Source organism: Amycolatopsis sp. PSD-21, from assembly GCF_055561455.1.
The window spans coordinates 1,203,092-1,229,280 of record NZ_CM145712.1; the positions used below are offsets into that span (position 1 = coordinate 1,203,092).

The following is a 26,189-nucleotide window of genomic DNA, read 5'->3' on the forward strand; positions in this document are numbered from 1 at the left end:
GTCAGGACCAGGTGACGCGGTGGTCGGGGAACTCCCGGGCGGCGGCGACGCGGGCGGCCTCCGCCTCGGCCGCCTTCCGCACGGCCGGGCGGAGGGTGTCGAACGAGGTGACCGTGAAGTCGAGCCGCTTCTTCCCGCTCGCCTTGGCCCGCCACACGCCGGCGATCTCGCCGCCGGCCAGCAGCGCGCCGGGATTGCCGAGAATCTTCCAGACCTCCTTCTGCCGGGCCTTGTCCGGCACCAGCACAGCGCGGTCACGCGCCTGGACGAACGGGTCCATCGGCGGCAGCAGGCGCACCACGTCCGGCTCCGGCGGTTTCTCCAGCAGCGGCACGCCGTCTTCCGGCAGGAACGCCTTCTTGCCGTCGACGCGGACCTCGACCAGGCCGCCCGGCCACATCGCGTCGACGCCGGCGCGGGTCGTCCCGACGTACGCGGCGGCGTCGCCAGGGGAGGCCGGACCGTTGATCCGCAGGTAATTCTCGATGACGCGTTCGGCCGCCTTGACGTCCGGCGACGTCTTGAGGCGGCCACGCCCTTCCAGCGGTGCCAACGTCGCCGGCGTCGCGCCCGCTTCCAGCCGGACCCCGGCGTGGATCGACGCGACCCGCATCAGCTGCTCATAGATGTGCACGACACCGCAGCCGCGGCAGGCGTACGACAGGCCTTCGGGGATCAGTTTCGTGACCGCGCCGCTCACCGCGCCCTTGGTGAGCACGCCGGTGACGACCTCGCGGATCGCCTTCGCCGCGGTGAACAGCGCGTCCGTCGCGGACATGCCCGCGTCCTCGACCTGCTTGCGCTGCCACAGGATCCGCGCCATGGCGTCTTTCTCGTCGAGCGGCACCAGCGCTGCCCGGACCGCGTCCAGCTCGGCGCGACGGTGGAAATGGGGCGCGCCGCGATGCGTCCACGCGAGCACGAACCGTTCGCCGTCCCAGACCGACGGCGTGATGTCGCCGTCGATCCGGGCGGCGAGGCCCAAGAGGGCGGTGTCCCGCACGGAATCCTGCAGTCCGAGGTCGAACACGGCCGCGGCGGCCGGATCGGTCTCCTCACGGTGCAGGCCGTGGGCCGCGATCCGGTACGCCAGCACCTGCTCGCGATCGACCTCGAGCACTGGTCCTCCTCAGAGCGAGTAATCGAGTGTGTACGACATCGTCGGCTCACCGAGGACGCCGGTCGTGGTGCCGGTGCCGGTGATCCCGGCGAGTTCACCCGTTCCGGAGCCCTCGACGATCGTGAACTTCGACGAGATGCCCTTGGCGTCGAACCCGGTGTCGTGCTTGATCACGAAGCTTCCCTTGCGCCCGTCCACACTGCCTTCGATCCGTTCGAAGCCCGGCGCCGGCGTTCCGCCGCCGTCGTAACCCTCACCCGCGTAGTACAGCAGGTAGTCGAGGATCGACTCGCCTTCGATCAGCCCGTTGTAGTCGAAGGTGGCGTGCGCGTAGGCGACCCGGGGGCCGCCGTCGGTGCCGCTGACGATCGATTCTTCCCAGTTCTTCACGGCGAACGTGTTCATGGGTTCACCCTGTCAGCCAAACCTGTCAGGATGTGTCAGGTTTTCTGGGATACTCGATCCATGCGCGCGAGCAGGCTCCTGTCCGTTCTCCTCCTGCTGCAGAACCGCGGCCGGATGACGGCCGAAGAGCTGGCCGCCGAGCTGGAAGTGTCGGTCCGGACGGTCTACCGCGACGTCGAGGCGCTGTCCGCCGCCGGCGTGCCGGTGTACGCCGATCGCGGGCGCACGGGCGGATATCAGCTGGTCGACGGCTATCGCACGCGGCTGACCGGGCTCACCGAGGAGGAGGCGCAATCGCTTTCGCTGGCGGGCCTGCCGGGCGCGGCCGGCGAGCTCGGGCTGGGTACGGTCCTCGCCGCCGCCCAGCTCAAACTGCACGCGGCCATGCCCGCGGAGCTGCGTGCCGGGGCGAGCAAGATCTCCGAGCGGTTCTTTCTGGACGTGCCCGGCTGGCATCGCGGGATCGAAAGCCTGCCGCGACTGTCCGAACTGGCCGACGCGGTCTGGCACGCGCGGCGGATCAAGGTCCGGTACGAACGCTGGGGGCAGCGGAAGGTCGAGCGCGTGCTCGACCCGCTGGGCCTGATCCTCAAAGCCGGGAACTGGTATCTCGCGGCGCGGTGCGACGGGAGCGACCGGACCTATCGGGTCTCCCGGATCGAAGAGCTCGAAGATCTCGGCGAGGTCTTCGAGCGGCCGTCGGACTTCGACCTCGCGCGCTACTGGCAGGAGTGGTCGGAGCAGTTCGAAAAGCGGATGTACTCGCGGATGGCGGTGGTCCGGCTGAACGAGTTCGCCCGCATACTGTTGCCCTTCTATCTCGGAGCCGTCGGAGCGCGGGCGTTGCGGGAAGCGGATGCCGAACCGGACGAAAACGGCTGGCTGACGATGGAACTGCCGGTGGAGCCGGGAGAATCGGCCGTCGGCGAACTACTGCGGTTCGGCGGGAACCTCGAAGTGCTCGAACCGGCGGAGCTGCGCGAGCGGCTGGCGGAGGAGATCGGGAAGATGGGCGCGGTTTATGGCTGACCTGGACGGCATCACGATCGGGATCACCGCCGAGCGGCGAGCCGACGACTTCATCGGCGCGCTGACGCGGCACGGCGCGACCGTCCTGCACGCGCCCACGATCCGGATCGTCCCGCTGCCCGACGACACCGAGCTGCGGGCGGCGACGGAGGCCGTGCTGGCCCGGCCGGTCGGGTTCACCGCGGTCACCACCGGCGCCGGATTCCGCGGCTGGCTTTCGGCGGCTGAAGGCTGGGGGCTGCGCGAACCGTTGCTGGAGCGGCTGGCCGCGTCACGGATCTTCGCGCGCGGGCCGAAGGCGGTGGGCGCAGTGCGTGGTTTCGGCCTCCGGGAGGAGTTTTCCGCGCCCGAGGAGAGCAATGCGGAACTGTTCGAAGGCTTGCGCGATGCCGGGGTCGGCGGCGCACGGGTCGCCGTCCAGTTACACGGAACCCTGCTGCCCGAACTCACCGCGTCGCTGCGGGACGCCGGTGCGGAAGTCGTCCAGGCGCAGCCGTATCGCTGGCTTTCGCCAGCCGACGTCGCTCCTGTGCACGAACTCGTCGAAAGCGTCATTTCCGGGCGCGTGCACGCTTTGGCCTTCACCTCCGCTCCGGCGGCGGCGAACCTGCTGACGCTGGCGGGGTCGCGTCGCGAGGAACTCCTTGACGCACTGCGTGGTCCGGTGCTGTGCGCGTGCGTCGGCCCGGTGACCGCGGCTCCGCTGGAAGCGGCCGGGGTACCGACCGTGCAGCCCGAACGTCAGCGGCTCGGCGCGTTGGTCAAACTTCTCGTCGCCCAGCTGCGCATTCGGCCGTCTTGACGCGGGTAGTCCGCTTTGCCAGGCTCGACCCATCGGACGCGGGGAGGGCGGCGGATGTCCGAGTCTCAATCGGTCACGTTCGTGCGCGCGATGTTGCGAAAGGGTTCTTCGGTGCTGGGCGCGAGCCCGGCCGACGAAGCACCGGACCCCGATTCCGTGCCCGACTGGCGCTATCGGGAAGACTCCGCGGACACGCTGCTAATGCGCGCGATCCGCTACTCCGCGCTCGGCCCGATCTTCTACCGCGTGGCCGCGTTTCCGAAGGTGTACCTCGGTTTCCTGGTCTCGAACGGGTCGGCGGGCATCGTGCCCGTGCTGAGCACGACGATCGTCGGGATGCTGCTCAACGTCCTCGCGGTCTGGTGGGTGGTACGCGGCCGCGGGATCCGGGCGAAGACCTCCGGGCGGCTGATGTACGCGGATCTCGCCGTTGGCGTGGTGCTCACGACGATCGTGGCCGCCGCGGCGCCCGCCGAGATCCAGCCGTTCGCCGTCGACGTCGCGTGGACGTGGATGGTCGGGACGGTCGCGTTGTGGACGCTGTCGTTCGGGCTGCCCGCGGCGCTCGCGCTGGTGATCGCGGCCGTGCCGTTCCGGGCGTTCCTGACCTGGATCGGCGGGCTGCCGATCGACCATCCGCTCGCGGTGAGCCGGTCGGTGGGGTGCATGGTCGCGCTCGTCGTGGCGATGGTGACCACGGCGGGGATCCTGATCCTGCTCGGCGTCGGGACGCGGTTCGCGCTGGGGATCGGGATGCGCCGGGGACAGCGGGCCGAACGCCTGCGGACCCAGCGGGTCATGCACGACAGCGTTTTGCAGACGCTGGAGGCGATGGGGCTGGAGGCGCCGGACGACGACTCGGCGGCCTCGGAACGGCTCGCCGAAATGCGCGCCACCGCGCGGGCGCAAGCCGCCGAACTACGGCGCGAACTGCTCGGCCCGGACGCGCCGTCGGCTCGCGGGCTCGCGGCGGACCTCGCCGAGGTCGCCACCGAAATGGCGCGGGACGGCCTGCGCACCCAGCTCGTCGCTGCCGAGACCGAACAGGACTACCGGCTCTCGCACGCGCGCCGGACCGCCATCCGCGACGCCGTCCGCGAAGCGCTCCGAAACACCGTGAAGCACGCCGGGACGAACCAGGTCGTGCTTCGCGTCGAGGAAAGCGAAGGCGGCGTCGCGGTCATCGCGCGGGATCAGGGGACCGGCTTCAGCATGCTGGATCGGCCGCCGGGCTTCGGGATCAGCCAGTCGATCATGGCGCGGCTTGCGGAGGTCGGCGGGCGGGGGACGATCGATTCGCAGCCGGGGCGGGGGACCCGGGTGACGCTGTGGGTGCCGCACTGAGGGGCTTGACCGCTCAGTCCGTGAAGGCCTCCTTCACTACCTTGAGGGTAGGCAGGGAGGCCTTCACGGCGTTCTGCGGCGGAGTGGGAGCAAGGGACCTTTGCTATCGATTGCTTAGCATTCCTACGTAAGTGGTAGCAAAGGTCCCTTGCTCCCTTTTCGCAGGTCAGGAGCCTCAGTCCTCGTCGGGACCAGGCGTCTCCCCGGCCTCCGCCTGCCGCATCGCTTCGCGCCCGGCGGCCTCTTCGCTCACCCCTTGCCGCCAGTATCCCGTGAAGCAGATCGCCCGCTTGTCGACGCCGCGCTCCCGCACGAGGTGTCGCCGCACTAGCTTCACCATGTTCGCTTCGCCGGAGATCCACGCGTACGGCGTCCCGCCCGGCAGCTCCGCCTTCCGCACGGCTTCGAGCACCGAGTCGCCGACAGGTCCCGAGCCCCGCACGACCCAGTGCAGCTCCACGGTCCCCTGCGTTTCGAAGACCTGCCGGTCTTCGCGATCACTGATCTCGACGTAGACCACCGCTCGCGTCCCGGCGGGCAGCGCCTCGACGATCGCGCCGATCGCCGGGATCGCGGTCTCATCGCCGACCAGCAGCTGCCAGGTCGTCTCCGGAGGGACGTCGTAGAGCCCGTGCGGCCCGAGGAAAGCGACCCGATCGCCCTCCGAAGCGCGCGAAGCCCACGCGGAGGCCGGGCCTTCGTCGCCGTGCAGGACGAAGTCGATGTCCACCTCCTGCACCGACGGTCGCAGCGCGCGCACGGTGTACGTGCGCATCGGCGGCCGGACGTCGTCGGGCATCGCGAGGTAGGTCCGGTACCAGGACAGCACTTCGTCGCCGGCCAGCGGCGCGGGCAGCACCGGCTCCGCCTGGCCGGGCTGCGGGAAGAACACCTTCAGGTACTGGTCGGGCGCCTGGTCCACCAGCGACGCCCCCGAGAAGGTCACCCTGCTCATATGCGGGGTGAGCCGCCGGACACCGGCCACCTTCGCCTCGATGTAGCTCATTAGGGAGGCTAACCTAAAAAAGAGCGCCGGGGCCAGCGTCGTCGCCGGGATCACGTTGCCACCGGTATTTCCGCAGGTCGACGCGCTGGCCGTCGGGGATGACGCCTTCCGCGCGCAGCCGTTGCAGCTGTTCGTCGAGAAGATGCGGAGCCGGTGTCCCGTCGGCCCGCAGAATGCGGTGCCAAGGCAGGTCGTGGCCGTCCTCGCCGAGGATCCGGCCCACCAGCCGCGGCGACGGCGCCCCCGAAACCGACGCTATATCCCCATAAGTCGCGACCGAGCCGGCGGGCACGCTCGCGATGACCTCGCGCACCCGCTCGTGCAGTTCGTCATCCATGGGACCACTTTGCCGTGCCGCTGCGAGGTTGTGTCGGCGGGGCGTGGTTCCATCGTGGGCGTGAACGGGCGGCGAACAGCGGCAGGAACCGACGCGCGGCTGGTCCGCACGCCGGTCACCGGCACGCCGTCCTTCCAGTGGGATTCCGGCGCCCGCCGCTTGCTGGCCGCCCCGGACGGCTTCCGCCGGGTCCTCGGCGGGCCGGGCACGGGCAAGACGGCCTTGCTGGCGTCGGCGGCGTCGCGGCGCATAGCGGAGGGCGCGAACCCGGAGAGCGTGCTCATCCTGACCACCTCCCGCAAGGCGGCCGAGGTCCTGCGCGCCGACATCACCCACCGGCTCACCACCGACCCCGAAGAGGATCCGCTGCCGCGCACGATCCGCGAGCCGCTCGTGCGCACGGTGCACTCGTACGCGTACGCGCTGTTGCGGATGGAGGCGCAGGCCGACGATCTGCCGCCGCCCCGCCTGCTGGCCGGAGCGGAACAGGACGTCGTCGTCCGCGACCTGCTCGCCGGCGACCTCGAAGAGGGCGCGCTCGACTGGCCGGAGCAGCTGCGGCCGGCGCTGGGCGTGCCCGGATTCGCCGAGGAGCTGCGAGACCTCCTGCTCCGCGCCGCCGAACGCGGGCTCGGCCCGGAGGATCTCGTCGAACTCGGCAGGCGCCGCGGCCGCGAGGAGTGGATCGCGGCCGGGCGCTTCTGGAGCCAGTACGAAGAGGTCACGCTGTTGCAGGGCGCGGGCGGCAACGCGCTCGGCGTGGCGAGCGCGCCCGCGCTGGACGCCGCCGAGCTGGTCACTTCCGCGCTGCTCGCGCTGGAGGACGATCCCGAACTGCGCGAACGCGAGCAGCGCCGCGTCCGGCACCTCTTCGTCGACGACGCGCAACATCTCGATCCGTTGCAGACCCAGCTCATCCGGCTCATCGGGCACGCGGCCGACGAGTTCGTCGTCGCGGGCGACCCCGATCAGTCCGTGTTCTCCTTCCGCGGCGCGGATCCCAGCCTGTTCGCCGGCGCGGACGAGGACGGCGAGCGCACGGTGCTGCTCACCACCGCGCACCGGCTCGCCCCGGCGATCCGCACGGCCGTCACGAAACTCGGCTCCGTGCTGCCCGGTTCGTCACCGCAGCGCAAACTCGTCGACGCGCCGGACGCCGAGGGCGGCGCCGTCCGCGTCCGCCTGATGCCGACCCCGGCCGCCGAGGCGAGCTGGATCGCCGATCAGCTCCGCCGCGCGCATCTCGTCGACGGCGTGCCGTGGTCGGAGATGGCGGTGCTCGTCCGGTCACCGGCCCGTACTTTCCTTGTCCTGCAACGTGCTCTGCGGGCAGCCGGGGTGCCCATCGGTTCGGCCACCGAGGAACTGCCGCTCGCGAAGCAGCCCGCGGTTCGTCCTCTGCTGGCGATGCTGCGGCTCGCGGCCGATCCGGAGCTACTCGACGTCGACCTCGCCGAGATGCTGCTGTCCTCGCCCTTGGGCGGCGCGGATCCGCTCGCCCTGCGCAGGCTGCGTCGCGGCTTGCGCCGGTTGGAGCTCGCGGGCGGTGGGCAGCGGTCGAGCGACGAGCTCCTGGTGGAAGCCTTACGTACCAACGATGTCCTCACCGGTCTCGCGGATGCCGAGGCGTTGCCGATGCGCCGGATCGGCGGTCTGCTGCACGCCGCGCACCAGGCGGTCGTACGCGGCGACGGCGTCGAGCAGGTGCTGTGGGATCTCTGGCAGGCGAGCGGTCTGGAGGATCGCCTGCTGCGGCTGGTCGACCGTGGCGGTTCGCTCGGCTCCCAGGCGGATCGTGACCTCGACGCGATCGTCGCGCTCTTCGACGCGGCCGGTCGCTATGTCGACAGATTGCCGAAGGCGAGTGTCGCCTCGTTCGCGGATTACCTGTCCTCGCAGAACATCGCCGGTGACACGCTGGCCCCCGCGGCCATGAAGAGCGACGGTGTCTCGCTGCTCACCGCGCACGCGTCCGCCGGTCGCGAGTGGACGGTCGTGGCCATCGCCGGTGTCCAGGAGGGCAGCTGGCCGGATCTGCGGCTGCGCGGTTCCGTGCTCGGCGTCGAGCGGCTGGTCGACCTCATGTCCGGCGTCGACGACGAAAAGGTGTCCGCCACCGCGCCGATCCTCGCCGAAGAGCGGCGGCTGTTCTACCTCGCCGCGAGCCGCGCGCGGAAGACGTTGCTGGTCAGCGCGGTCGCGGGGGAGGACGAGCAGCCCTCGCGGTTCATCGACGACCTGGAGGAGAACGGCGCGGACGACGGCGGCCTCGACTCGCGGATGAAGCCGGCGGGACGCTCGCTGGTGCTCGCCGAACTCGTCGGCGAACTGCGTGAGGTCGTCTGCGACGAATCGAGCGAGCCGGAAAGGCGGCGGCGGGCGGCGCGTCAGCTCGCGAAACTGGCCGCCGCCGGCGTGCCGGGCGCACATCCGGGAACCTGGTACGGCCTGCTGGAACCCTCCACCGGCGAACCCGTGCACGGGCCCGGCGACCTCATCCGGATTTCACCGTCCACTGTGGAGGTTCTGGTCAAATGCCCGCTGCGCTGGCTGATCGAACGCCACGGCGGCAGCGACCCGGCGCAGCTTGCGGCCGTCACGGGCACCTTGGTGCACGGGCTCGCGCAGGCGGTCGCCGGTGGCAGCAGCGACGAGCAGATCCGCGCGGCCCTCGATGAAGCGTGGGTTCGGGTCGACGCCGGGGCGCCGTGGTTCTCGCGCCGCGAGCGGTCGCGGGTCGAGCAGATGCTGCGGAACTTCATCACCTGGCTGGAATCCAGCCGCAAGGAGCTGATCGAGGCCGGGGTCGAGCAGGACATCGAGGTCGAGCTCCCGGTCGGTGATGACGATGTCCGCGTGCTCCTGCGCGGCCGCGTCGACCGCGTCGAGATGGACAAGGACGGCCGCCCGGTCGTCATCGACATCAAGACCGGCAAGGTCCCGATCTCCGCCGCCGACGCCGAACAGCATCCGCAGCTCGCCGCGTACCAGCTCGCCGTGCTGCTCGGCGCGGTCGAGGGCGGTTCGAAACCCGGCGGCGCGCGGTTGGTCTACGTCGCGAAGTCCAACAACAAGACCGGATCCACCCAGCGCGAGCAGGCGCCGCTGGACGAGGACGGCGGCAAGCAGTGGCTCGAACTGGTGCGCTCGGCGGCCGGATCCGCCGCGGGCCCGGAGTACGGCGTCACCGAGAACCCGGACTGTGATCGTTGCCCGGCAAGGGGTTGCTGCCCGCTGCGGCCCGAGGGCAGGCAGGTGACCGGCCCGTGATCTCCGAACTTCAGCGCCGCCAGGTCGAGCCGGGCGAGATCGCCCGCGCGCTCGGCCTGCACAGCCCGACCGACGAGCAGGCCGAGGTGATCGCCGCGCCGATCGAGCCGTCGCTGGTCGTCGCGGGCGCGGGCGCGGGCAAGACCGAGACGATGGCCGCGCGCGTGGTGTGGCTGGTGGCCAACAGCGTCGTCCCGCCGGAACGGGTGCTCGGCCTGACCTTCACCCGCAAGGCCGCCCGCCAGCTTGGCGAACGCGTCCGCACCCGGCTGCGCCGCCTGGTCGGATCGGGGCTGCTCGACAAGATCGACCCGACCGGCGACCTGCGCACCACGGTGACCGCGGGCGAGCCGACGGTGCTCACCTATCACGCGTACGCCGGGCGGCTGCTGTCCGAACACGGCCTGCGGTTGCCTGTCCAGCCTGGGGTCCGGCTGCTTTCGGAGACGTCTTCGTGGCAGTTCTCGCATCGCGTGGTGTCCACTTGGGACAATGATCTCGATACCGATCGCGTGCCCTCCACGGTGACGGCGCAACTGCTGGCGCTTGCCGGGGAACTCGGCGAGCATCTGGTCGAGACCGAACGGCTCGCGGAGTACACGTCTTGGCTTTGTGAGGTCATCGAGAACGCGCCGCGCGCGAAGGGACAGCGCGCGTCGCTGCCGCAGAAACTCGCCGAAGTCATGGCCGCGCAACGGTTCCGGCTCGCGCTCCTGCCGCTGGTCGAGGCGTATCACACGCGGAAGCGGGCCGAGGGCGCGCTCGACTTCGCCGACCAGATGTCGCTGGCCGCGCAGCTCGCCAGCAGCTATCCGGCGGTGGTCGCGGGGGAGCGCGAGCGTTACGGCGCCGTCCTGCTCGACGAATACCAGGACACCGGGCACGCCCAGCGGATCCTGCTGCGGTCGCTGTTCGGCGGCGTCGAGCATCCGCCGATGCCGGTGACGGCGGTGGGCGACCCGGCACAGGCCATCTACGGCTGGCGGGGGGCGAGCGCGGCGAACCTGCCCCGGTTCACCACGGACTTCCCGCGCGACAACGGCGAACGGCTCGTCCCGGCCTGGGATTTCGGGCTGCTGACCAGTTTCCGCAATCCGCCCGAGGTGCTCGAACTCGCGAACGCGATCTCCGAACCGTTGCGGGAACGCGGTCTCGGTGTCGCCCGGCTGCGCGCACTCGAAGGCGCGGGCTCGGCCGATATCGCCGCCGCGTTGCTGCCGGACGTCCGCGCCGAACGCGAGTGGGTGGCCGACGCGGTGGCGAAACGCTGGTTCGAAACCGTGGAGGAGACCGGAAAACCGCCGACGGCCGCGGTGCTGGTGCGCCGTCGCGCCGACATGGCGCCGATCGCGGCGGAAATGCGGGCACGCGGGCTGCCGGTGGAGGTCGTCGGTCTCGGCGGGCTCCTCGACGAACCCGAGGTCGCGGACCTGGTCAGCACGTTGCGTGTGCTCGCGGACCCGCTCGCGGGCAGCGCGGCGGCGCGGCTGCTGACCGGCGCACGCTGGCGGATCGCGGCGGCCGACCTCGCGGCGTTGTGGCGCCGGGCGGGTGAATTGTCCTCGCCGGTGCCGCCCTCGGGAAAGTCCGATGTGGACGAACCGGTGCTGGTGACCGAGCGGGTCGAGCAGGCGGGGCTCGCCGACGCCATCGACGATCCCGGGACGCCGGAACGGTATTCGCCCGAGGGTTACCGGCGGATCCGGAAGATCGGTGCCGAGCTTTCGGCGTTGCGACGGCGGCTGGACCAGTCGCTGCCCGAGCTGGTCGCCGATGTGGAGCGCACGATGCTGCTCGACGTCGAATCGCTGGCCCGTCCCGGTCCGGCCGGGCGAGCGCACCTGGACGCTTTCGCCGACGTCGTCACGGATTTCGCCGAGACGTCGCCGACGGCCACTCTTTTGTCCTTTGTGGACTACTTGAACACGGCCGCGCACGCGGAGGACGGGCTCACGCCCGGTGAGGTCGAGGTCGTCCCGGATCGGGTCCAGGTGTTGACGGTGCACTCGGCCAAGGGGCTGGAATGGCGCATCGTCGCGATCCCGCATCTGGTCAAGGAGGTCTTCCCCGGCCGGCGGCGTTCGTCGTCGTGGCTGCGGACGTCGACCTCGCTGCCCGCCGCGCTGCGCGGTGACTCCGAGGACCTGCCGGTGCTGCGGATTCCCGAGGGCGCCGACCGCAAGGAAGTGCAGGAAGCGCTGGAGCTGCACGAAGAAGGCTTCGTCGCGCGTGAAGCGGACGAGGAGCGGCGGCTCTGTTACGTCGCGCTGACCCGCTCCGAGCACACGATGCTGATCTCCGGCCATTGGTGGAACGAGAGCAGCGCGCGGCCGAAGGGGCCGTCGGAGTTCCTGCTCGAAATCGGCGAGGTGATGCGGGCGAACTCGGTCGGCCGCATCGAGCACTGGGCCGACGAGCCGGAGACCGACGGCGAGAACCCCCTGGTCGCCGACTCCCGGCGGTCGCGGTGGCCGGTCGATCCGCTGTGGCCGCGGCGCGAGGGCGTCACCAACGGCGTCGACTTGGTGCTCGGGGCGATGGAAGAGGCCGAACACGCCGAGGAAGAGGAAGAGGACGATCCGGACGGCTGGATCTCCGACACCAAGGTGCTGCTGGAGGAGCGCGCGCGGGCGCGGGATCGCGTGCAGCAGGTGGTCCTCCCGCCGCATCTTTCGGTGAGTCAGCTGGTCGAGCTGTCGGCCGATCCCGCCGCGCTGGCCAAACGGCTGCGGCGGCCGCTTCCCGTGCGGCCCAACACTTACGCGCGCCGGGGCACCGCGTTCCACGGCTGGCTGGAGCAGCGGTTCGGCGGCGAGCAGTTGCTGGAGATCCACGATCTGCCCGGCGCGGCGGACGTCGACGAGGCGCCCGATACCGAGCTGGAGGCGTTGCAGACCGCGTTCGAGAAGAGCGAGTGGGCGCATCGGGTACCGCACGCCGTCGAGGTCCCGTTCTCGGCGGACGTCGTGGGCGTCACGGTGCGCGGGCGGATGGACGCCGTGTTCGCCGACGCGGACGGCGGCTGGACCGTCGTCGACTGGAAGACCGGCGCCGTGCCGGACAAGGACCGGCTCGAACCGCTGGCCGTGCAGCTGGCGGCGTACCGGCTGGCGTGGGCGGCGCTGAAGAAGGTGCCGGTGGAGAAGGTCCGGGCGGCGTTCCACTACGTGAAACACGACAAGACCGTCCGGCCGGCGGATCTGCTGGACGCCGAAGGACTGCGGCAACTCCTGCGGAGCGTCCCGACGATCTAGGCGCGGTCGCGCACCTTCAGGGCCCAGGTCACCAGCGGGATCTGGAGCGGGACGCGGGCCCAGAAGGCCACCCGCCAGTGCTTCGGCGCCTTCCGGCGGTCGGCGTCGACGGCCATCTTCACGTTCCCCGGCAGGACCACGACGAACAGCAGCGCGGCCGCGAGCCCGCCGAGCCGTCGCGTCTTCGGGTTGGCGACCGCCGCGGCGACGCCCAGCTCGGCGACGCCGGAGCCGTAGGTCCACGCGCGCGGGGAGCCGGGAAGCTGCTTCGGGATGATGGCGTCGAACGGCTTCGGCTGGACGAAGTGCAGCACACCGGCCGCGCCGAGCAGGCCGGCGAGGAAATACGCGGGCCGCTGAGACGGCTTGGAATCCGAAGACATGCCCTGAGCTTCGCATACCGCGCTCAAGGTGAGGATCTTCGGCTATCCTCCCGACCGTGAGTGACGCGGACCAGGCCGGAGCCTGCGCATGAAGGTGCTCAAGCGTTTCCCGGTCAGGCTGAGCGACCGCCCGGACCACGAGCTCGTCGGCGTGATCCGCATGCCGGAACTGACGGTCAGCCCGCTGCGGTCGATCCTCAAACGGATCATCGGCGCGGTCCTCGCCCTGCTCGCGACCGTCCTGATCGTCTACCTCGACCGGGACGGCTACCGCGACGCCAACGGCGACGGGCTCACCTTCCTCGACAGCCTCTATTACGCGACCGTGTCGCTGTCGACCACGGGGTACGGCGACATCGCGCCCGCGACGCCGTCCGCGCGGCTGGTCAACGTCCTGGTGATCACCCCGCTCCGGGTGCTCTTCCTCATCGTCCTGGTCGGCACCACACTCGAAGTGCTCACCGAGCGCTCCCGCCAGGCTTTCAAGATCCAAAAGTGGAGGACGAAAGTGCGTGACCACACGGTCGTCGTCGGATTCGGCACGAAGGGCCGGTCGGCGGTCAACGCGCTGCTCGGGGACGAGAACGTCGAACCCGACCACATCGTCGTCGTGGACACCGACCAGCAGGCCCTCGAAGCGGCCACGTCACTCGGCCTGGTGACCGTGCACGGCTCGGCCACCCGCGCCGACGTGCTGCGCGTCGCCGGCGTGCAGCGGGCCAAGGCCGTCGTCGTCGCCCCGAACCGGGACGACACCGCGGTGCTGGTCACGCTGACCGCCCGTGAGCTGGCGCCGAAGTCGCACATCGTGGCGTCGGTGCGGGAGGCGGAGAACGTCCACCTGCTGAAGCAGTCGGGCGCGAACCAGGTCGTGGTGTCGAGCGAGACCGCCGGACGCCTGCTGGGCATGGCGACGTCGACGCCGCTGGTGGTCGACATGGTCGAGGACCTGCTCACCCCCGAGTCCGGCCTCGCGATCGCCGAACGCCCGGTGGAACCGTCCGAAGAGGGCGGTTCGCCGCGGCATCTGCCGGACATCGTGCTGGGTGTCGTCCGCGACGGCGTCCTGTACCGCGTGGACGCTCCGCAGGCCGACGCGATCGAGCCGGGGGACAAGCTGCTGTACATCCGGAAGGTGACCTCCGCGGAGACCATCGAGCGGTAGCAGGGGCTATTTGCCATCACCTCCCAGGGCTCCTCTGTTCTGCCGCTGCCACCACCTCCCAGGGCTTCTGTGTTTTGCCGCGAGGTTCTGGGAGCATGGCGTTCGTGCGCAAGCGATCGGACCCCGCCAGAGGGCTCACCCCGGGGTGGAACTCCCTGGCCGTGGCGGCCGGGGCCGGCCTGCTGGTGATCTTCCTGGCCTGGCTCGCCGGGCCGGGGCTGTTCGGTATCTCGAACGAGACCAAGGGGACGACCGTGCGGGCGGAGGTCGTCGAGCCCGCGCCCTGCACGGGCGGCGGCGCGACCGAGAAGGTCAAGTTCGAATTCGGCGGCAAGCCGATGGAGGGCTCGCTCAACGCCTGCGGACACGGCAAGGGCGAGCGCCTCGAGGTCGTCGTCCCCGACGGCGCTTCGGGGGACGCGGTCGCCGTGCACGCGGCCGAGGCGACGGCGGGAGCGAGCGACGCGCGGCGGCCGCTCGGGCTGGCGCTGCTGGTGTTCAGCTGCTTCGCGGGCGGGATGTACGTCTTCTTGGTATTGCGTGGGCCGCGTGTGCCGGTGACCGCCTGACCTCTGGTCTCGGACCGGTCACGCGGGACTGTGTGGATTTCTGGTCATCCAACGCCACAAAAGCCACACAGTCGGCACCCTGGGCGACCACCCACCCGAAGCGCGTGAAGGCCCCCTTCCCTCGGCTCAGCCGAGTGAAGGGGGCCTTCACGCGCGGAAACTCAGGAAACGGCGCTCGCCGGGGCCGAGAAGGTGTTGCAGTCGGCGATCCGGTTGTTGCTCGCACCCGCCCGCCACCAGGACGCGTAGTGCGCGTTCGTCCCGTGGTCCTGGCTGCGCGAGGTGTTGTCGCCCCGGGTCTCCTGGTCGTTCCAGGCCTTGTTGTACATGTCCCGGCTGACCGTGCCGCCCTGGTCGACGTGCGCGCCGAGGAACATCCCGGAGAAGCACTGCGCCTGGAGTTCCTTGCGCCGCGACATCTCCAGCCCGGCGGGGCTGTTCTGGCCGGCGTCGTAGATCTTCTGCCAGGCCGCGTCCATCAGCCCGGCGACCTCCTGCACGTGATGCCCGTACTCGTGCGCGAAAAGGGCCAGGTAGACGCCGGGGTTGTTGCCGTACTGGTCGGTCTGGAGACCACGGAACGGCACGTAGAGGTTGTTCTCGCAGTAGTACGCCGCCGTCGCGATGCCCACCTGGATCGTGCCGCATTCGGTCTCGAAGCTGGCGCCGGTCGGGAAGTGCAGCGCGGGCGGCGTGAACGGCAGGTCGTAGGCGTCGAGGAACGGGCCCCAGGCGTTGTCGAGGCATTTGCCGGCCGCGGTGAAGAACGCCTCGGCGGCCTGCTGGCTGCTCTGCCACTGCGGCAGCGTGCAGACCCGGTTCCGCAGGCCGGCGTTGGGGTCCTGGAGGATCGGGTGGTCGGCGAGCTTGAGGATCTTCTGCGGACCGCTCGACGAGGACGGCGCCCTGGACGGCGACGTCGGGAACGGATTCGTCGAGGAAGAGGGCGACGAAGACCCGCTCGGCGGCAGTTCCGCCCGCGACGACGTGTTCGGCAGGGTGCTGTAGCCCGCGTTCGCTACGTGATCGGAGTCGTCACGATTGAGTGAAACGATCGCCACCAGGCCGAGGACCAGCACCGCGACCGCGCCGAGGCAGATACCGATGATCGCGCCCACGGACTTGCGCGGCGGCGGAGGCGGGAAGTGGTGCGGCGCGCCGTGCCACTGGGCAGGGTGCTGGCCGTGCACCGGCGGTGGCTGGACGGCGCCGCGTGGCGGCCACTGGCCGTGGGGCGGTTGCGTCATCAAGTCGGTCCCGGTGGTTCTAGGGGCGAACCGGGGGTACCCGGCCCGATGTTCAGCATAACGAGCTAACGGTGTCCCCACCCACAGCTCGGCTGCAGAGGGTATCCAGCGTGAGGCGAGCGGTCACCCATCAGTGTCGTCCCCCCAGCTCTGGCTGGGTGTCGGACCCTCTGGAAGAGTGGGCGCAAGCAACGTGAACGGGTAAGGGGCTGTCGCATGACGGAGACCGGCGGACCGTCCGGGCCTGAAGGCACCGAGATGCCGAAGCCGAAGGCGGGGGAACCAGCACAGCCGAAGGCGGGGGAACCAGCACAGTCGAAGGCGGGGGAACCAGCGCAGCCGCAGGCTGACACGCCGACACCGCCGCAGGGGGAAATGCCGCCCTCACCGGCGCCGGCGCAGCAGTGGCAGTCCCCGTCCGGGGCGACGCCGCCGCCTCCTCCGCTGCCGTCGTATCAGCCGCCGCCACAGCAGCAGTATCCGAACTGGAAGGTCGGCCTCGGCAGGCCCGGCGTCATCCCGCTGCGCCCGCTGAACCTCACCGACATCCTCGACGGCGCGGTCACCGCCATGCGCAAGTACTGGCGGATGGTGTTCGGTGCCGCCGCGGTCACCGCCGTGTTCACCGCGGCCATCAACCTGGTCGGGCTGCTGCTGGTCGACACCACCGCCGACCTCGAGCGGATGCGTGATCTCGGCCCGGCGGCCACCGATCAGGAACTGATGAACCAGATGCTCGGCGTCCTCGGCGGGACGCTGGCGTCGTCGTCGATCAGCCTGGTCGCCACCCTGCTCGGGACGACGGTCCTCACCGGATTCCTGACCGTGTTGATGGGCAAGGCCGTGCTGGGCAAGCCGGTCACCTTCAAGGAGGCGCTGCGTGAGGCGACGCCGCGGCTGCTGCCGCTGCTCGGCCTGACCGTGCTCTACACGATCGCGATCATGGTCGCCGCGATCTTCTGCCTGCTGCCCGCGATCATCCCCTACACCTTCTGGGCGCTGGCCAGCCCGGCGTTCATCCTCGAACGCGGCACGGTGATGGAGGCGTTCCGCCGGTCGGTGAAGCTGGTGTCGGGGATGTTCTGGCGGGTCTTCGGCATCCTGCTGCTGGCCACCGTGATCTCGTCGTTCCTGGCGTCCATCATCACGATCCCGTTCAGCTTCAGCGCCTTCCTGTCCATCTTCGGTGATCTGGACCAGATGTACGTCCCGTCGACCGGCGATCTCATCCTGCAGTCGGTGGGCACGGTGATCGCGCAGACGATCGTCGGCCCGTTCACCGCGCTCGTCACCGTGATCCTCTACATCGATCAGCGGATGCGCCGTGAAGGCATGGACATCGAGCTGGCCCGCGCGGCCGGGATCGCGACGCCGCCCCCGCCGCAGGCATGGTGACGCGCTTCCTCACCGAGGTCCCGGTCGACATCGACCGGGACACCGCCCGGCTGCGCGCCGCCGAGGAGCTCTCGGGCGAGGGCTATCAGGCCGCGAGGCCGAGCTGGCTGACCGAAGCGTTCAACTGGGTGGTCGAGAAGCTGCTGGGCTTCCTCGAAAAGGTGAACAGCGCGGTACCCGGCGGGATCTTCGCCGTGCTGCTGCTGGTCCTCGTGCTGATCGTGCTGGTCGTGGTGATCCGCCTCAAGTCCGGTCCGCTGGCGACGTCGGCCAAGAGCGGCCGGGCCGTGTTCGCCGGGCAGCGCAAGGCGTCCGGCGAACATCGCAAGGCGGCCGAGGAGGCCGCGTCGCGCGGTGACTTCGACGACGCAGTCCGTGAGCGCTTCCGTGCCGTGGTGCGGTCCTTGGAGGAGCGCGCGCTGCTGGACGAGAAGTCCGGCCGGACCGCCGACGAGGCCGCCATCGAAGCCGGACGGCTGCTGCCCGACGTGGCCGCTCCCTTGCGCGCGGGCGCCCGGTTGTTCGACGACGTCCACTACGGTGGGATCCCCGCGACGGAGGCCGGCTACCGGTCACTGTCCGAATTGGACGAGAGCTGCCGTCGCGCCAGGCCCGTCGCCTTGGCGGCCGGATGACCTCGGTCTCGCCCGACGCCCGCCGGATCTGGCGCGGGGTGCGGCTCCCGCTCGCCGTCGTACTCCTGATCGTGCTGACCGGGACGCTGCTCGTCCTGCTGCGGGGCGACCAGACCACCGGCGCGCTCGAACCGGGTTCGTACGAGCCCACCGGCAGCCGCGCGCTGGCGACGCTGCTGGAACGGGAAGGCGTCAAGATCCCGATCGTGCGTACCGCCGCCGCGGCCAAGGGGGTCGCGAGGGGCGCGACGGTCTTGATCACCCAGCCCGAGTACGTGCCCAAGAGCGCCTTCACGGAGATCAGGCAGAACGCCGAACATGTCGTGCTGGTGCAGCCGAGCCCTCGCACGGTCGAAGAGATCCTTCCCGGTGTGCGGGTGAACGGCCAGGCCGAGACCGAGACCCGCGCGCCCGACTGCGAGGCCGAGGATCCCGTCGCGGCGGGCAACGCGACGATGGGCGGCCTGAAGTACGCGGCAACTCAGCCGAGGGCGCAGGAATGCTACGGCGGCTCGTATCTCGAAGTCCCGGGTCCACAAGGGACGGTGACCGTACTCGGCACCCCCACCCCGCTGACCAACGACTGGCTGGCCGACGAGGGCAACGCGGCGCTGGCGATGCGGCTGCTCGGAAAGCACGAGCGGCTGGTCTGGTACCTGCCGACGGCCGCCGATCCGTCGCTGGAGACCGAGAAGAAGCCGCTGTCCGAGCTGATCCCGGCGGGCTGGTCGTACGCGGCCTTGCAAGCAGGGGTCGCGGTGGTGCTGCTGGCGCTGTGGCGTTCGCGGCGGCTGGGACCGGTGGTGACCGAGCCGATCCCGGTCGTGGTCCGCGCGGCGGAAGCCACCGAAGGACGGGCGAGGTTGTATCGCAAGGCGAAAGCCGCCGCGCACGCCGGGGAAACCTTGCGGGAGGCGGCCCGCGCGCGGCTCCGGCCGTTGCTGGGGCTCACCCGCGACGCCGAACCGGCCGCGCTCGTGGAGTCCGTCGCCGCACGGACCGGCCGCGCGCCCGCGGAGATCGGCGCGCTGTTGTACGGGGACCCGCCCGCCGATGACGCCGCGCTGGTGCGGCTGGCGGACGGACTCGATGTCGTGGAACGAGAGGTGGAGCGGTCTTGAGTACCGAACAGTCCAATATGGACGCCGCGGCCGACGCGCGGGCGGCGCTGATCGCGCTGCGTACCGAGGTCGGGAAGGCCGTGGTGGGTAACGACGCGGCCGTCACCGGGCTCATCATCGCGTTGCTGTGCCGGGGGCACGTGCTGCTCGAAGGCGTCCCCGGGGTGGCGAAGACCCTGCTGGTGCGGGCACTGGCGGCCGCGCTGGACCTGGAGACGACGCGGGTGCAGTTCACGCCGGACCTCATGCCGGGCGACATCACCGGTTCGATCGTGTACGACGCGCACAGCGGGGAGTTCTCGTTCCGCGAAGGCCCGGTGTTCACGAACCTGTTGCTGGCCGACGAGATCAACCGCACCCCGCCGAAAACGCAGTCCTCGCTGCTGGAGGCGATGGAGGAGCGTCAGGTCTCCAGCGACGGCAAGACGCGGCCGCTGCCCGACCCGTTCATCGTCATCGCGACGCAGAACCCGGTCGAATACGAGGGCACGTACCCGCTGCCCGAGGCGCAGCTGGACCGATTCCTGCTGAAGCTGACCATGCCGATGCCGTCCCGTGAGGACGAATTCGGCATTCTTTCCCGGCACGCGCAGGGTTTCGACCCGCGTGACCTCGGTGCGGCCGGCGTCACGCCGGTCGCCGGGGCCGCCCAGCTCGACGCCGCGCGGCGCGCGGTCGCCGGAGTCACCGTGCGCCCTGAGGTGCTCGCCTACATCGTCGACGTCTGCCGGGCGACGCGGTCGCTGCCGTCCGTGCGGCTCGGCGTCTCGCCGCGTGGCGCGACCGCGTTGCTCGCCGCGACCCGGGCGTGGGCCTGGCTCGCGGGCCGTGACTACGCCACCCCGGACGACGTCAAAGCCTTGGCGCGCCCGGCTTTGCGGCACCGGCTCGACCTGCGACCCGAGGCCGAACTCGAAGGCGCGACCGCCGACGGCGTGCTGGACCGGGTCCTCGCGTCCGTGCCCGTTCCGCGCTGATGGCCGTCACCGGGCGGCTCGGGCTGCTGGCGCTCCTCGCGGCGCCGGCGGTCGGTTTCCTGCTGCCCTCGTGGGCCGGGATCGGGCTGGCCGCGGCGGTGCTGCTTTTGTTGGTGGTGCTGGACCTCCTGCTCGCCGGGAGCGTGCGGCGGCTGGAATTCGCGCGCTCCGGCGCGACGTCGGTGCGGCTGGGGGAGGCGTGCGAGGTCACGCTCACCGTGGCCAATCCCGGCGGCCGTCCCGTGCGTGCGTGGCTACGGGACGCCTGGCCGCCCAGCGCCGGCGCGGACGACCGGCACCGGCTGACGTTGCCCCCTGGCGAACGCCGCGTCGTGACCACGCGGCTACTGCCGACCCGGCGCGGCGACCGGATCGCGGCGCGGGTGACCGTCCGGTCGACCGGGCCGCTGGGGCTCGCCGCGCGCCAGGGTTCGCACGACGTGCCGTGGACCGTGCGGGTGCTGCCGCCGTTCCACAGCCGCAAGCATCTGCCTTCGCGGCTCGCGCGGCTGCAGCAGCTCGACGGCCGCAACGCGGTGCTGATCCGGGGCCAGGGCACGGAATTCGACTCCCTGCGCGAATACGTGATCGGTGACGACGTCCGGTCGATCGACTGGCGGGCTTCGGCGCGCGCGTCCGACGTCATGGTGCGGACCTGGCGCCCGGAACGCGACCGGCACGTGGTGCTGGTGCTCGACACCGGTCGCGTTTCGGCGGGCCGGGTCGGGGACGCGCCCCGGCTCGACGCGGCGATGGACGCGGCCCTGCTGCTGGCCGTGCTCGCCGCCCGGGCGGGTGACCGCGTCGACCTCCTCGCCTACGACCGGCAGGTCCACGCCGCGGTCCAGGGATCGACGGAGTTGTTGCCCGCCTTGGTGAACGCCATGGCGCCACTCGAATCGTCGCTGGTCGAGACCGACGCGCGGGGGATGGTCGCGGAGGTGCTGCGGCGGACCCGGCGGCGCGCGCTGGTCGTCCTGCTGACCGGGCTGGACGCGGCACCGCTGGAAGAAGGCCTGTTCCCGGTGCTGTCGAAGCTGACCTCGCGGCACCAGCTGATGATCGCTTCGGTGGCGGACCCGCGGGTCGCCGAGATGGCGGCGGGCCGCGGTGACGCGGAAGCCGTCTACGACGCGGCCGCGGCCGAGCGCGTGCTGGCCGAACGCCGCCAGGTCACCGCGCGGCTGGCGCGGCACGGGGTCGAGGTCGTCGACGCGGTGCCCGAGGACCTGCCGCCGCGGCTGGCGGACCGGTATCTCGCGTTGAAGGCGGCCGGACGGCTTTGATGTCGAGAACCGTGAAGCGGCTCCGACCACCTGGTGAACCGATCATCAGGAGGAACCGATGGATTTCGACCGGCACTGCGCGGAGATCGTCACCCAGGCCGAACTGCTCGCGACCGAACTGGCCGACGCCGACCTGACGACGCCCGTGCCGTCCTGGCCAGGCTGGACGTTGGGCGCGCTGGTGCGGCATCTCGGCGCCGGGCATCGATGGGCGGACGAGATCGTCCGGAGCCGGGCGACCGCGCCGGTGCCCGACGACCGGGTGCGCCGGGTGGACGGCGACGATTCCGGACGGCTGCCCGGGTCGTGGCTGGTGGACGGGGCCACCCGGCTGGCGTCGGCGCTGCGGGAAGCGGGACCGGACGCTGAGGTCTGGGTGCCGTTCCACTACCGGACCGCGTCGTTCTACGCGCGCCGCTTCACCCACGAGACGCTCGTCCACCGCGCTGACGCGACCCTGGCCGCGGGGAAGGAGTTCCACGCCACGCCCGAAGTCGTGCTCGACGCGATCGACGAGTGGATGGAACTCGAAGCGCTGCCCCTGCACTTCGAGCTCAGGCCGGAGAAACGGGAGATCCTCGGGGCGGGCCGGTCGGTCGGTTTCGAGGCGGGGGAGCACGCGTGGTTCCTCGACCTCGACGGCTCAGCGGTCACCTGGGAGCGGGGACGGCGCGGCGCCGCGGTGACCGTGCGTGGCTCGCTGACGGATCTGTTGCTGGCGCTCTACCAGCGCCGGGACGCCGGGGACGTCGTCGGTGACCTCGATCTGTTCGAGCTGTGGCAGACCCACGTGCGGTTCGGCTGAACCCGATGGAGTGGTGCCGGTTGGCGACGGCGGTCGCGGGCGGTTAGCTCGGAGGGAGATCCGGACCGACAGGATAGGGGCCAGTCTTGCGCAGGTTCGTGCTGTTCCTAGCGGTGGTTTCGGTGATGCTGCCGGGGTCGCCCGCTTCCGCGCAGCCCGCCGGAACGCCGGTCTACCTCGCCGACGGGGGCGGCACGATCTCCCTGGCCGCGGCCGACGGCAAGCTCGCGCTCGCCGACGCGAAGGACGCCAACGCGCAGTGGGTGTACGACAAGGCCGCGCTTTCGTACAAGCATGTCGCGAGTGGACAGTGCCTGGCGGCGATCAGCCCGGTCGACGGGGTCGGCGTCGAACTCGCGGCGTGCGACGGCAAGGACCGTCACCAGCAATGGCGCCGCAACGCCGGGCTGCCCGGGCTGGTGCTGCTGGCCAACGTGGCGACCGCGCGCTGCCTGACCGCGGAGTCGCCGGTCGTCGGGGCCCGGCTGTACCAGGAGGTGTGTTCGCTGTCCGGACTCTCCAACACCTGGGCGGCCGGTGTGCGGACGCTCGCGATCCTGTCGGGCAACGGGCAGCGGCTGTCGACGAAGACACCCGGTCAGCCGTTCGTGGTGCGTGTGGTCGGCGAGAACGGCCAGCCCGCGGCCGACGTGCCGGTGAACTTCTTCGTCCGCGCGGCACGGCCGAAGAACGTGCTGGTCTTCGAAGGCGGCGCCGAGACGGCGACCGCGAAGACCGCGGCCGACGGCTCTGCGGCGAGTCCGAAGATCGTCCTGACCGAACCCGGCGAGTTCGAGATCCGGTTCACGGGCAGCGCGAGCCTGGAGGACGGGAACACCATCACCTTCGAAGGCAGCTGCACCTGTTGAGCTACGGCCGGGTTGGTCGTGAGTGGCGATTCGTGTTCTAACCCGAAACGCCACTCACGACCAACCTGACCCATGCGGAACTACGCCACCAGGGCGAAACTCGAGTAGTACTCACCCGAGGGATCCCGTGAGCCGCTCCGGTCGGGGCTGACCTCGGCGCCGACCCAGCCTTGGAACGCGCCCGCGTCGTCGATCACCTGCAGGAGCGGCCGCACGTGGCTGTTCCCGAGGTAGCAACCGTTGTAGGACAGGCATTCGCACCAGAACTCGTAGCTGTTGCGCCGTCCGCCGAAAGCGTCGCTCAGGTAGTAGAACCGCCTGCCACCGGTGTCGACGATCTTCTTCGCGCAGGCCTCGTATCCGGGGCCGGCGGGGCAGCAGGAGGACGGGTCGCATCCGGAGTCGTACTGCACGAACCCGAGGCAGGAGCCGTCGTCGCATTGGTTCCACCCCGGGCCGACGCCGAGGGCGCCGCTGCCGCCGCGGGTCCAGTTCGTGATCGCGCGGCGGTTCACGCCCTGTCCTTCGAGCAGGTATGACCGCTGGGTCGCGCGGACCGAGCTCATCGGGGCCTTGCTGGTCTGCGCGAGGGAGGCGTTGCTGCCGTAGGCGATGCCGCTGGTGATCGAGTAGTCGTCGCTCACGAGTTGCAGGCGGCCGAGACCCGGCCGGGTCTCCGAGACCGCCCACGTCTCTTTGAGGTCGACGGCGGTGGTGGTGCCGTCGACGGTGCTGCGGGTCCAGGTGATGGCCACCTGCCCGGAGGTCTCGGCGTAGGTGCCGGTGAAGTGGCCGTTCGGCGCGCCGGTGAAGCCGGGCGCGGTCTTGATCGGGCAGTTGTTGCGGGGATTGGTACCCGGTGCCCAGTTTCCGCAGTAGTAGACGTCGCCGCTGTCGACCGGGACGGGGAAACCCGCCTGGCTCCAGGTCCAGAAGTTGTGCGCGACGGTGTTGTCGGCCGGGTTGAACACGAGATAGCCGAGGCGGACGTAATTACGGTCGGCGTCGGTCCGGAATCCGCCGACGCTCACCACCCAGTTCTGCTTGCCCGACGGCGCGGACACGGTTTGAGCCTGTGACGCGCCGACGAGGAGCGTCGAGGCGAGTACGGACAGGACGACGATCGCGAAGACGCGTAACCGTTTTCTCCCCATGAAAGGAGCTAACCAGGTCAGCCGGCTTCCGGTCGAGAATCTCCAGCGTATCGCCAGTCGACATCACCCACTTCGCCCGCTTTCGCGGCGCGACGCCCGACGACGAACACGTACAGTAGGAACGCGACCTCGGCGACTACTCCGATTCCGATGCGTGCCCAGGTCGGCAGGCCCGACGGCGTCACGAACCCTTCGATCACGCCGGAGATCAGCAGCACCACGGTCAGCCCCAGCGCCATCACCACGACCGACCGGCCCTGTTCGCCGAGCGCCGCCGTCCGGGAACGGCGTCCCGGGTCGATGACCGTCCAGCCGAGCTTCAGTCCCGTCCCGGCGGCGACGAACACCGCGGTCAGTTCCAGCAGGCCGTGCGGCAGGATCAGGCCGAAGAACACGTCGAGCCGCCCGGCCGAGGACATCAGCGCCGCGCCGATCGCGAGGTTCAGCGAGTTCGCCCAGAGCGCGTAGATCACCGGGACCCCAAGCACCACGCCGAGGAACAGGCAGGTCGCCGCCACCCACGCGTTGTTGGTCCAGACCCGCGCGGCGAAGGAGCCCGCGGGGTCGGACGAGTAGTACGTCTCGTACTTCCCGCCCGGCGCGGTCAGGTCCTTGAACTCCTCCGGCGAGGCCAGCGACGCGAGCACCTGCGGGTCACCGGCGATCCACACCGCCGCGATCGCCATCACCGCGATCGACGCCGCCGCCGACGCGAGCCACCAGCGCCGGCTGAGGTACAGCGCCGCCGGGAACCGCTGGGTGAAGAAGAGACCGAATTCGCGCCAGGCCGGACTGTGCGAACCGGTGACGGCGGAGCGCGCCTTCGCGACCAGGCCGGACAGCTGCGCGACGAGCACGGGATCGGGCGCGACCGAGCGGATGATCGACAGATGCGTCGCGACGCGCTGGTACAGCGTCACCAGCTCGTCGGCGTCCGGGCCGCTGAGCTTCCCGGCGCGGCCGACGAGCTCGCGCAGCCGATTCCATTCGGCCTGATGCGCGGCGACGAACACGTCCACGTCCAACTCGGAGCCCTCCCGGCCATCGTCCTTGGTCGCCCAGCCTATTCGTCACTACGCTTGCCCGGTGGAACAAGAGTCCGAACTCGTCACCGGCGAGGCCGTCGTCCTGGACGTCCGCGCGGCCAAGCTGGCCAGCCGCGGGCTCGCCATGATGCTCGACGTCGCCCTCCAGCTCGTCGCCCTGATCGTCGCGATGCTGGTGCTGAGCCAGGTCGCCGCGTTCGGTGACGAAGCGCTGGCGCTGACCCTGTTCCTGGTGACCGTCGTGCTGATCATGGTCGGCTATCCGGTGATCTTCGAGACACTGAGCCGCGGCCGCACTCTCGGGAAGATGGCGCTCGGCCTGCGGGTGGTCCGCACCGACGGCGGCCCGGTGCGGTTCCGGCACGCGCTGGTCCGCGGGCTCGCCGGGTTCTTCATCGACTTCTGGGCGCTCGGGATGCTCGGTGTCGTGGCGGTGGTCACGTCGCTGCTGTCGCCCAACGGCCGCCGCGTCGGCGACTACCTCGCCGGCACGCTGGTGATCCGGGAACGGATGCCCGCCGCCAGGACACCGTATGTCGGGATGCCGCCGCAGCTGGCGTACTGGGCCTCGCAGCTGGACCTGACCCGGCTTTCGAACGACCTCGCACTGGCCGTCCGCCAGTACCTGAGCCGGACGAGCGAGCTCCGTCCCGAAGCGGTCGAGGCGCTCGGGTACGGGCTCGCCCAGCAGGTCGCGGCGGCGATCGGGGCGCCGGTGCCGCCGGGGGTGCCGTCCTGGGCGTACCTGTCGGCCGTGCTGGCCGAGCGACGGCGGCGGGATCAGGCGAAGCTCCAGCCGGCGGTCCAGTACGGACAGGCTTATCCGCAGGCGGTCGCTCCGGCCGCTCCCGCACCGGTCGCCCGGCCGGAAGCCCCCTCGGAACCGGCTCCAGAGAACCCCTTCGCGCCACCGGGCTGACCCGCGCTGAGAGAAGTCCGTGAGTGGCCGCGCGCAGTACATGAAGGCCCC

The 26,189-nt window shown here is 70.7% G+C and carries 23 protein-coding genes; 15 read left to right on the forward strand and 8 right to left on the reverse strand.

Features of this window, described 5'->3' with window-relative positions; all coding sequences use genetic code 11:
• Window position 1 precedes the first annotated feature (1 nt).
• Both ACZ1DY_RS06240 and ACZ1DY_RS06245 read right to left on the reverse strand, forming a co-directional pair.
• A complete protein-coding gene (locus ACZ1DY_RS06240; protein WP_126736313.1) occupies window positions 2–1,120 on the reverse strand; it encodes a winged helix DNA-binding domain-containing protein in 1,119 nt (372 codons plus the stop codon).
• A gap of 9 nt (window positions 1,121–1,129) precedes the next feature.
• A complete protein-coding gene (locus ACZ1DY_RS06245) occupies window positions 1,130–1,525 on the reverse strand; it encodes a DUF3224 domain-containing protein (protein WP_257489014.1) in 396 nt (131 codons plus the stop codon).
• 60 nt (window positions 1,526–1,585) lie between these two features.
• On the opposite strand from ACZ1DY_RS06245, the gene ACZ1DY_RS06250 reads away from it, so the two are divergent.
• Genes ACZ1DY_RS06250 through ACZ1DY_RS06260 form a run of 3 tightly spaced genes read left to right on the forward strand, consistent with a single transcriptional unit; the run spans window position 1,586 to window position 4,700 of the window.
• Complete coding sequence (locus ACZ1DY_RS06250; RefSeq protein WP_257489013.1) at window positions 1,586–2,554, forward strand: helix-turn-helix transcriptional regulator; 969 nt, start codon at window positions 1,586–1,588, stop codon at window positions 2,552–2,554.
• On the forward strand, window positions 2,547–3,356 hold the full coding sequence (locus tag ACZ1DY_RS06255) for a uroporphyrinogen-III synthase (protein ID WP_465483836.1): 810 nt from the start codon (window positions 2,547–2,549) through the stop codon (window positions 3,354–3,356). Before ACZ1DY_RS06250 ends, ACZ1DY_RS06255 begins: the two co-directional genes overlap by 8 nt.
• 54 nt (window positions 3,357–3,410) lie before the next feature.
• Window positions 3,411–4,700: a sensor histidine kinase gene (locus ACZ1DY_RS06260; protein WP_465483837.1), complete on the forward strand. Its 1,290-nt coding sequence runs from the start codon at window positions 3,411–3,413 to the stop codon at window positions 4,698–4,700.
• Window positions 4,701–4,875: 175 nt separating this feature from the next.
• On the opposite strand, the gene ACZ1DY_RS06265 is transcribed toward ACZ1DY_RS06260, so the two are convergent.
• Both ACZ1DY_RS06265 and ACZ1DY_RS06270 read right to left on the reverse strand, forming a co-directional pair.
• Window positions 4,876–5,706: a siderophore-interacting protein gene (locus tag ACZ1DY_RS06265; RefSeq protein ID WP_465483838.1), complete on the reverse strand. Its 831-nt coding sequence runs from the start codon at window positions 5,704–5,706 to the stop codon at window positions 4,876–4,878.
• A 13-nt stretch (window positions 5,707–5,719) separates the two neighbouring features.
• Complete coding sequence (locus ACZ1DY_RS06270; RefSeq protein WP_257489009.1) at window positions 5,720–6,043, reverse strand: MGMT family protein; 324 nt, start codon at window positions 6,041–6,043, stop codon at window positions 5,720–5,722.
• A gap of 54 nt (window positions 6,044–6,097) precedes the next feature.
• On the opposite strand from ACZ1DY_RS06270, the gene ACZ1DY_RS06275 reads away from it, so the two are divergent.
• Both ACZ1DY_RS06275 and ACZ1DY_RS06280 read left to right on the forward strand, forming a co-directional pair.
• Window positions 6,098–9,313, forward strand: a complete 3,216-nt coding sequence (locus tag ACZ1DY_RS06275; protein ID WP_465483839.1) for an ATP-dependent helicase — start codon at window positions 6,098–6,100, stop codon at window positions 9,311–9,313.
• On the forward strand, window positions 9,310–12,567 hold the full coding sequence (locus tag ACZ1DY_RS06280) for an ATP-dependent helicase (protein WP_465483840.1): 3,258 nt from the start codon (window positions 9,310–9,312) through the stop codon (window positions 12,565–12,567). The genes ACZ1DY_RS06275 and ACZ1DY_RS06280 overlap by 4 nt, the downstream gene beginning before the upstream one ends.
• Here the strand turns inward: ACZ1DY_RS06280 and ACZ1DY_RS06285 are convergent.
• Complete coding sequence (locus ACZ1DY_RS06285; protein WP_034313224.1) at window positions 12,564–12,950, reverse strand: DoxX family protein; 387 nt, start codon at window positions 12,948–12,950, stop codon at window positions 12,564–12,566. The genes ACZ1DY_RS06280 and ACZ1DY_RS06285 overlap by 4 nt on opposite strands.
• Before the next feature lie 88 nt (window positions 12,951–13,038).
• Here ACZ1DY_RS06285 and ACZ1DY_RS06290 point away from each other — a divergent pair, with 88 nt between their 5' ends.
• Both ACZ1DY_RS06290 and ACZ1DY_RS06295 read left to right on the forward strand, forming a co-directional pair.
• Window positions 13,039–14,115, forward strand: coding sequence for a potassium channel family protein (locus tag ACZ1DY_RS06290; RefSeq protein WP_125680307.1), 1,077 nt, complete (start codon window positions 13,039–13,041; stop codon window positions 14,113–14,115).
• 161 nt (window positions 14,116–14,276) lie between these two features.
• Window positions 14,277–14,684: a hypothetical protein gene (locus ACZ1DY_RS06295; RefSeq protein WP_257489778.1), complete on the forward strand. Its 408-nt coding sequence runs from the start codon at window positions 14,277–14,279 to the stop codon at window positions 14,682–14,684.
• Between the two features lie 161 nt (window positions 14,685–14,845).
• Here ACZ1DY_RS06295 and ACZ1DY_RS06300 read toward each other — a convergent pair whose 3' ends face one another.
• Window positions 14,846–15,931, reverse strand: a complete 1,086-nt coding sequence (locus ACZ1DY_RS06300) for a neutral zinc metallopeptidase (protein WP_321183858.1) — start codon at window positions 15,929–15,931, stop codon at window positions 14,846–14,848.
• A 216-nt stretch (window positions 15,932–16,147) separates the two neighbouring features.
• Between ACZ1DY_RS06300 and ACZ1DY_RS06305 the strand changes: the two genes are divergently transcribed.
• The 7 genes from ACZ1DY_RS06305 to ACZ1DY_RS06335 all read left to right on the forward strand — a co-directional run bounded on the left by ACZ1DY_RS06305 (window position 16,148) and on the right by ACZ1DY_RS06335 (window position 23,019).
• On the forward strand, window positions 16,148–17,326 hold the full coding sequence (locus tag ACZ1DY_RS06305) for a DUF7847 domain-containing protein (protein ID WP_465483841.1): 1,179 nt from the start codon (window positions 16,148–16,150) through the stop codon (window positions 17,324–17,326).
• Entirely contained in the window at window positions 17,320–17,961 is a 642-nt protein-coding gene (locus tag ACZ1DY_RS06310) for a DUF4129 domain-containing protein (RefSeq protein ID WP_465483842.1), read from the forward strand. The genes ACZ1DY_RS06305 and ACZ1DY_RS06310 overlap by 7 nt, the downstream gene beginning before the upstream one ends.
• Window positions 17,958–19,082 carry a DUF4350 domain-containing protein gene (locus tag ACZ1DY_RS06315; RefSeq protein WP_465483843.1) on the forward strand — a complete coding sequence of 375 codons (1,125 nt, stop codon included), beginning with the start codon at window positions 17,958–17,960 and terminating at the stop codon, window positions 19,080–19,082. Before ACZ1DY_RS06310 ends, ACZ1DY_RS06315 begins: the two co-directional genes overlap by 4 nt.
• 17 nt (window positions 19,083–19,099) lie before the next feature.
• Complete coding sequence (locus ACZ1DY_RS06320; RefSeq protein ID WP_126736589.1) at window positions 19,100–20,059, forward strand: AAA family ATPase; 960 nt, start codon at window positions 19,100–19,102, stop codon at window positions 20,057–20,059.
• Window positions 20,059–21,345: a DUF58 domain-containing protein gene (locus tag ACZ1DY_RS06325; protein ID WP_465483844.1), complete on the forward strand. Its 1,287-nt coding sequence runs from the start codon at window positions 20,059–20,061 to the stop codon at window positions 21,343–21,345. The genes ACZ1DY_RS06320 and ACZ1DY_RS06325 overlap by 1 nt, the downstream gene beginning before the upstream one ends.
• 58 nt (window positions 21,346–21,403) lie before the next feature.
• On the forward strand, window positions 21,404–22,150 hold the full coding sequence (locus ACZ1DY_RS06330; RefSeq protein WP_465483845.1) for a maleylpyruvate isomerase family mycothiol-dependent enzyme: 747 nt from the start codon (window positions 21,404–21,406) through the stop codon (window positions 22,148–22,150).
• An 86-nt stretch (window positions 22,151–22,236) separates the two neighbouring features.
• Window positions 22,237–23,019 (forward strand): hypothetical protein, encoded by a 783-nt coding sequence (locus tag ACZ1DY_RS06335; protein WP_465483846.1) that lies wholly within the window; start codon window positions 22,237–22,239, stop codon window positions 23,017–23,019.
• Window positions 23,020–23,099: 80 nt separating this feature from the next.
• On the opposite strand, the gene ACZ1DY_RS06340 is transcribed toward ACZ1DY_RS06335, so the two are convergent.
• Together ACZ1DY_RS06340 and ACZ1DY_RS06345 are read right to left on the reverse strand one after the other, a co-directional pair.
• Window positions 23,100–24,173, reverse strand: coding sequence for a hypothetical protein (locus ACZ1DY_RS06340; RefSeq protein ID WP_465483847.1), 1,074 nt, complete (start codon window positions 24,171–24,173; stop codon window positions 23,100–23,102).
• A 17-nt stretch (window positions 24,174–24,190) separates the two neighbouring features.
• Window positions 24,191–25,198 (reverse strand): stage II sporulation protein M, encoded by a 1,008-nt coding sequence (locus ACZ1DY_RS06345; RefSeq protein ID WP_126736569.1) that lies wholly within the window; start codon window positions 25,196–25,198, stop codon window positions 24,191–24,193.
• A 61-nt stretch (window positions 25,199–25,259) separates the two neighbouring features.
• On the opposite strand from ACZ1DY_RS06345, the gene ACZ1DY_RS06350 reads away from it, so the two are divergent.
• Entirely contained in the window at window positions 25,260–26,138 is an 879-nt protein-coding gene (locus tag ACZ1DY_RS06350; protein WP_257488999.1) for an RDD family protein, read from the forward strand.
• Window positions 26,139–26,189 lie beyond the last annotated feature (51 nt).

What these genes read in the sequence shown, in the direction of transcription:
- ACZ1DY_RS06245 (WP_257489014.1), bottom strand. Translation starts at nt 1,525, where the DNA reads ATGAACACGTTCGCCGTGAAGAACTGGGAAGAATCGATCGTCAGCGGC.
- ACZ1DY_RS06250 (WP_257489013.1), top strand. Translation starts at nt 1,586, where the DNA reads ATGCGCGCGAGCAGGCTCCTGTCCGTTCTCCTCCTGCTGCAGAACCGC.
- ACZ1DY_RS06255 (WP_465483836.1), top strand. Translation starts at nt 2,547, where the DNA reads ATGGCTGACCTGGACGGCATCACGATCGGGATCACCGCCGAGCGGCGA.
- ACZ1DY_RS06260 (WP_465483837.1), top strand. Translation starts at nt 3,411, where the DNA reads ATGTCCGAGTCTCAATCGGTCACGTTCGTGCGCGCGATGTTGCGAAAG.
- ACZ1DY_RS06265 (WP_465483838.1), bottom strand. Translation starts at nt 5,706, where the DNA reads ATGAGCTACATCGAGGCGAAGGTGGCCGGTGTCCGGCGGCTCACCCCG.
- ACZ1DY_RS06270 (WP_257489009.1), bottom strand. Translation starts at nt 6,043, where the DNA reads ATGGATGACGAACTGCACGAGCGGGTGCGCGAGGTCATCGCGAGCGTG.
- ACZ1DY_RS06285 (WP_034313224.1), bottom strand. Translation starts at nt 12,950, where the DNA reads ATGTCTTCGGATTCCAAGCCGTCTCAGCGGCCCGCGTATTTCCTCGCC.
- ACZ1DY_RS06290 (WP_125680307.1), top strand. Translation starts at nt 13,039, where the DNA reads ATGAAGGTGCTCAAGCGTTTCCCGGTCAGGCTGAGCGACCGCCCGGAC.
- ACZ1DY_RS06300 (WP_321183858.1), bottom strand. Translation starts at nt 15,931, where the DNA reads ATGACGCAACCGCCCCACGGCCAGTGGCCGCCACGCGGCGCCGTCCAG.
- ACZ1DY_RS06305 (WP_465483841.1), top strand. Translation starts at nt 16,148, where the DNA reads ATGACGGAGACCGGCGGACCGTCCGGGCCTGAAGGCACCGAGATGCCG.
- ACZ1DY_RS06310 (WP_465483842.1), top strand. Translation starts at nt 17,320, where the DNA reads ATGGTGACGCGCTTCCTCACCGAGGTCCCGGTCGACATCGACCGGGAC.
- ACZ1DY_RS06315 (WP_465483843.1), top strand. Translation starts at nt 17,958, where the DNA reads ATGACCTCGGTCTCGCCCGACGCCCGCCGGATCTGGCGCGGGGTGCGG.
- ACZ1DY_RS06320 (WP_126736589.1), top strand. Translation starts at nt 19,100, where the DNA reads ATGGACGCCGCGGCCGACGCGCGGGCGGCGCTGATCGCGCTGCGTACC.
- ACZ1DY_RS06325 (WP_465483844.1), top strand. Translation starts at nt 20,059, where the DNA reads ATGGCCGTCACCGGGCGGCTCGGGCTGCTGGCGCTCCTCGCGGCGCCG.
- ACZ1DY_RS06330 (WP_465483845.1), top strand. Translation starts at nt 21,404, where the DNA reads ATGGATTTCGACCGGCACTGCGCGGAGATCGTCACCCAGGCCGAACTG.
- ACZ1DY_RS06340 (WP_465483847.1), bottom strand. Translation starts at nt 24,173, where the DNA reads ATGGGGAGAAAACGGTTACGCGTCTTCGCGATCGTCGTCCTGTCCGTA.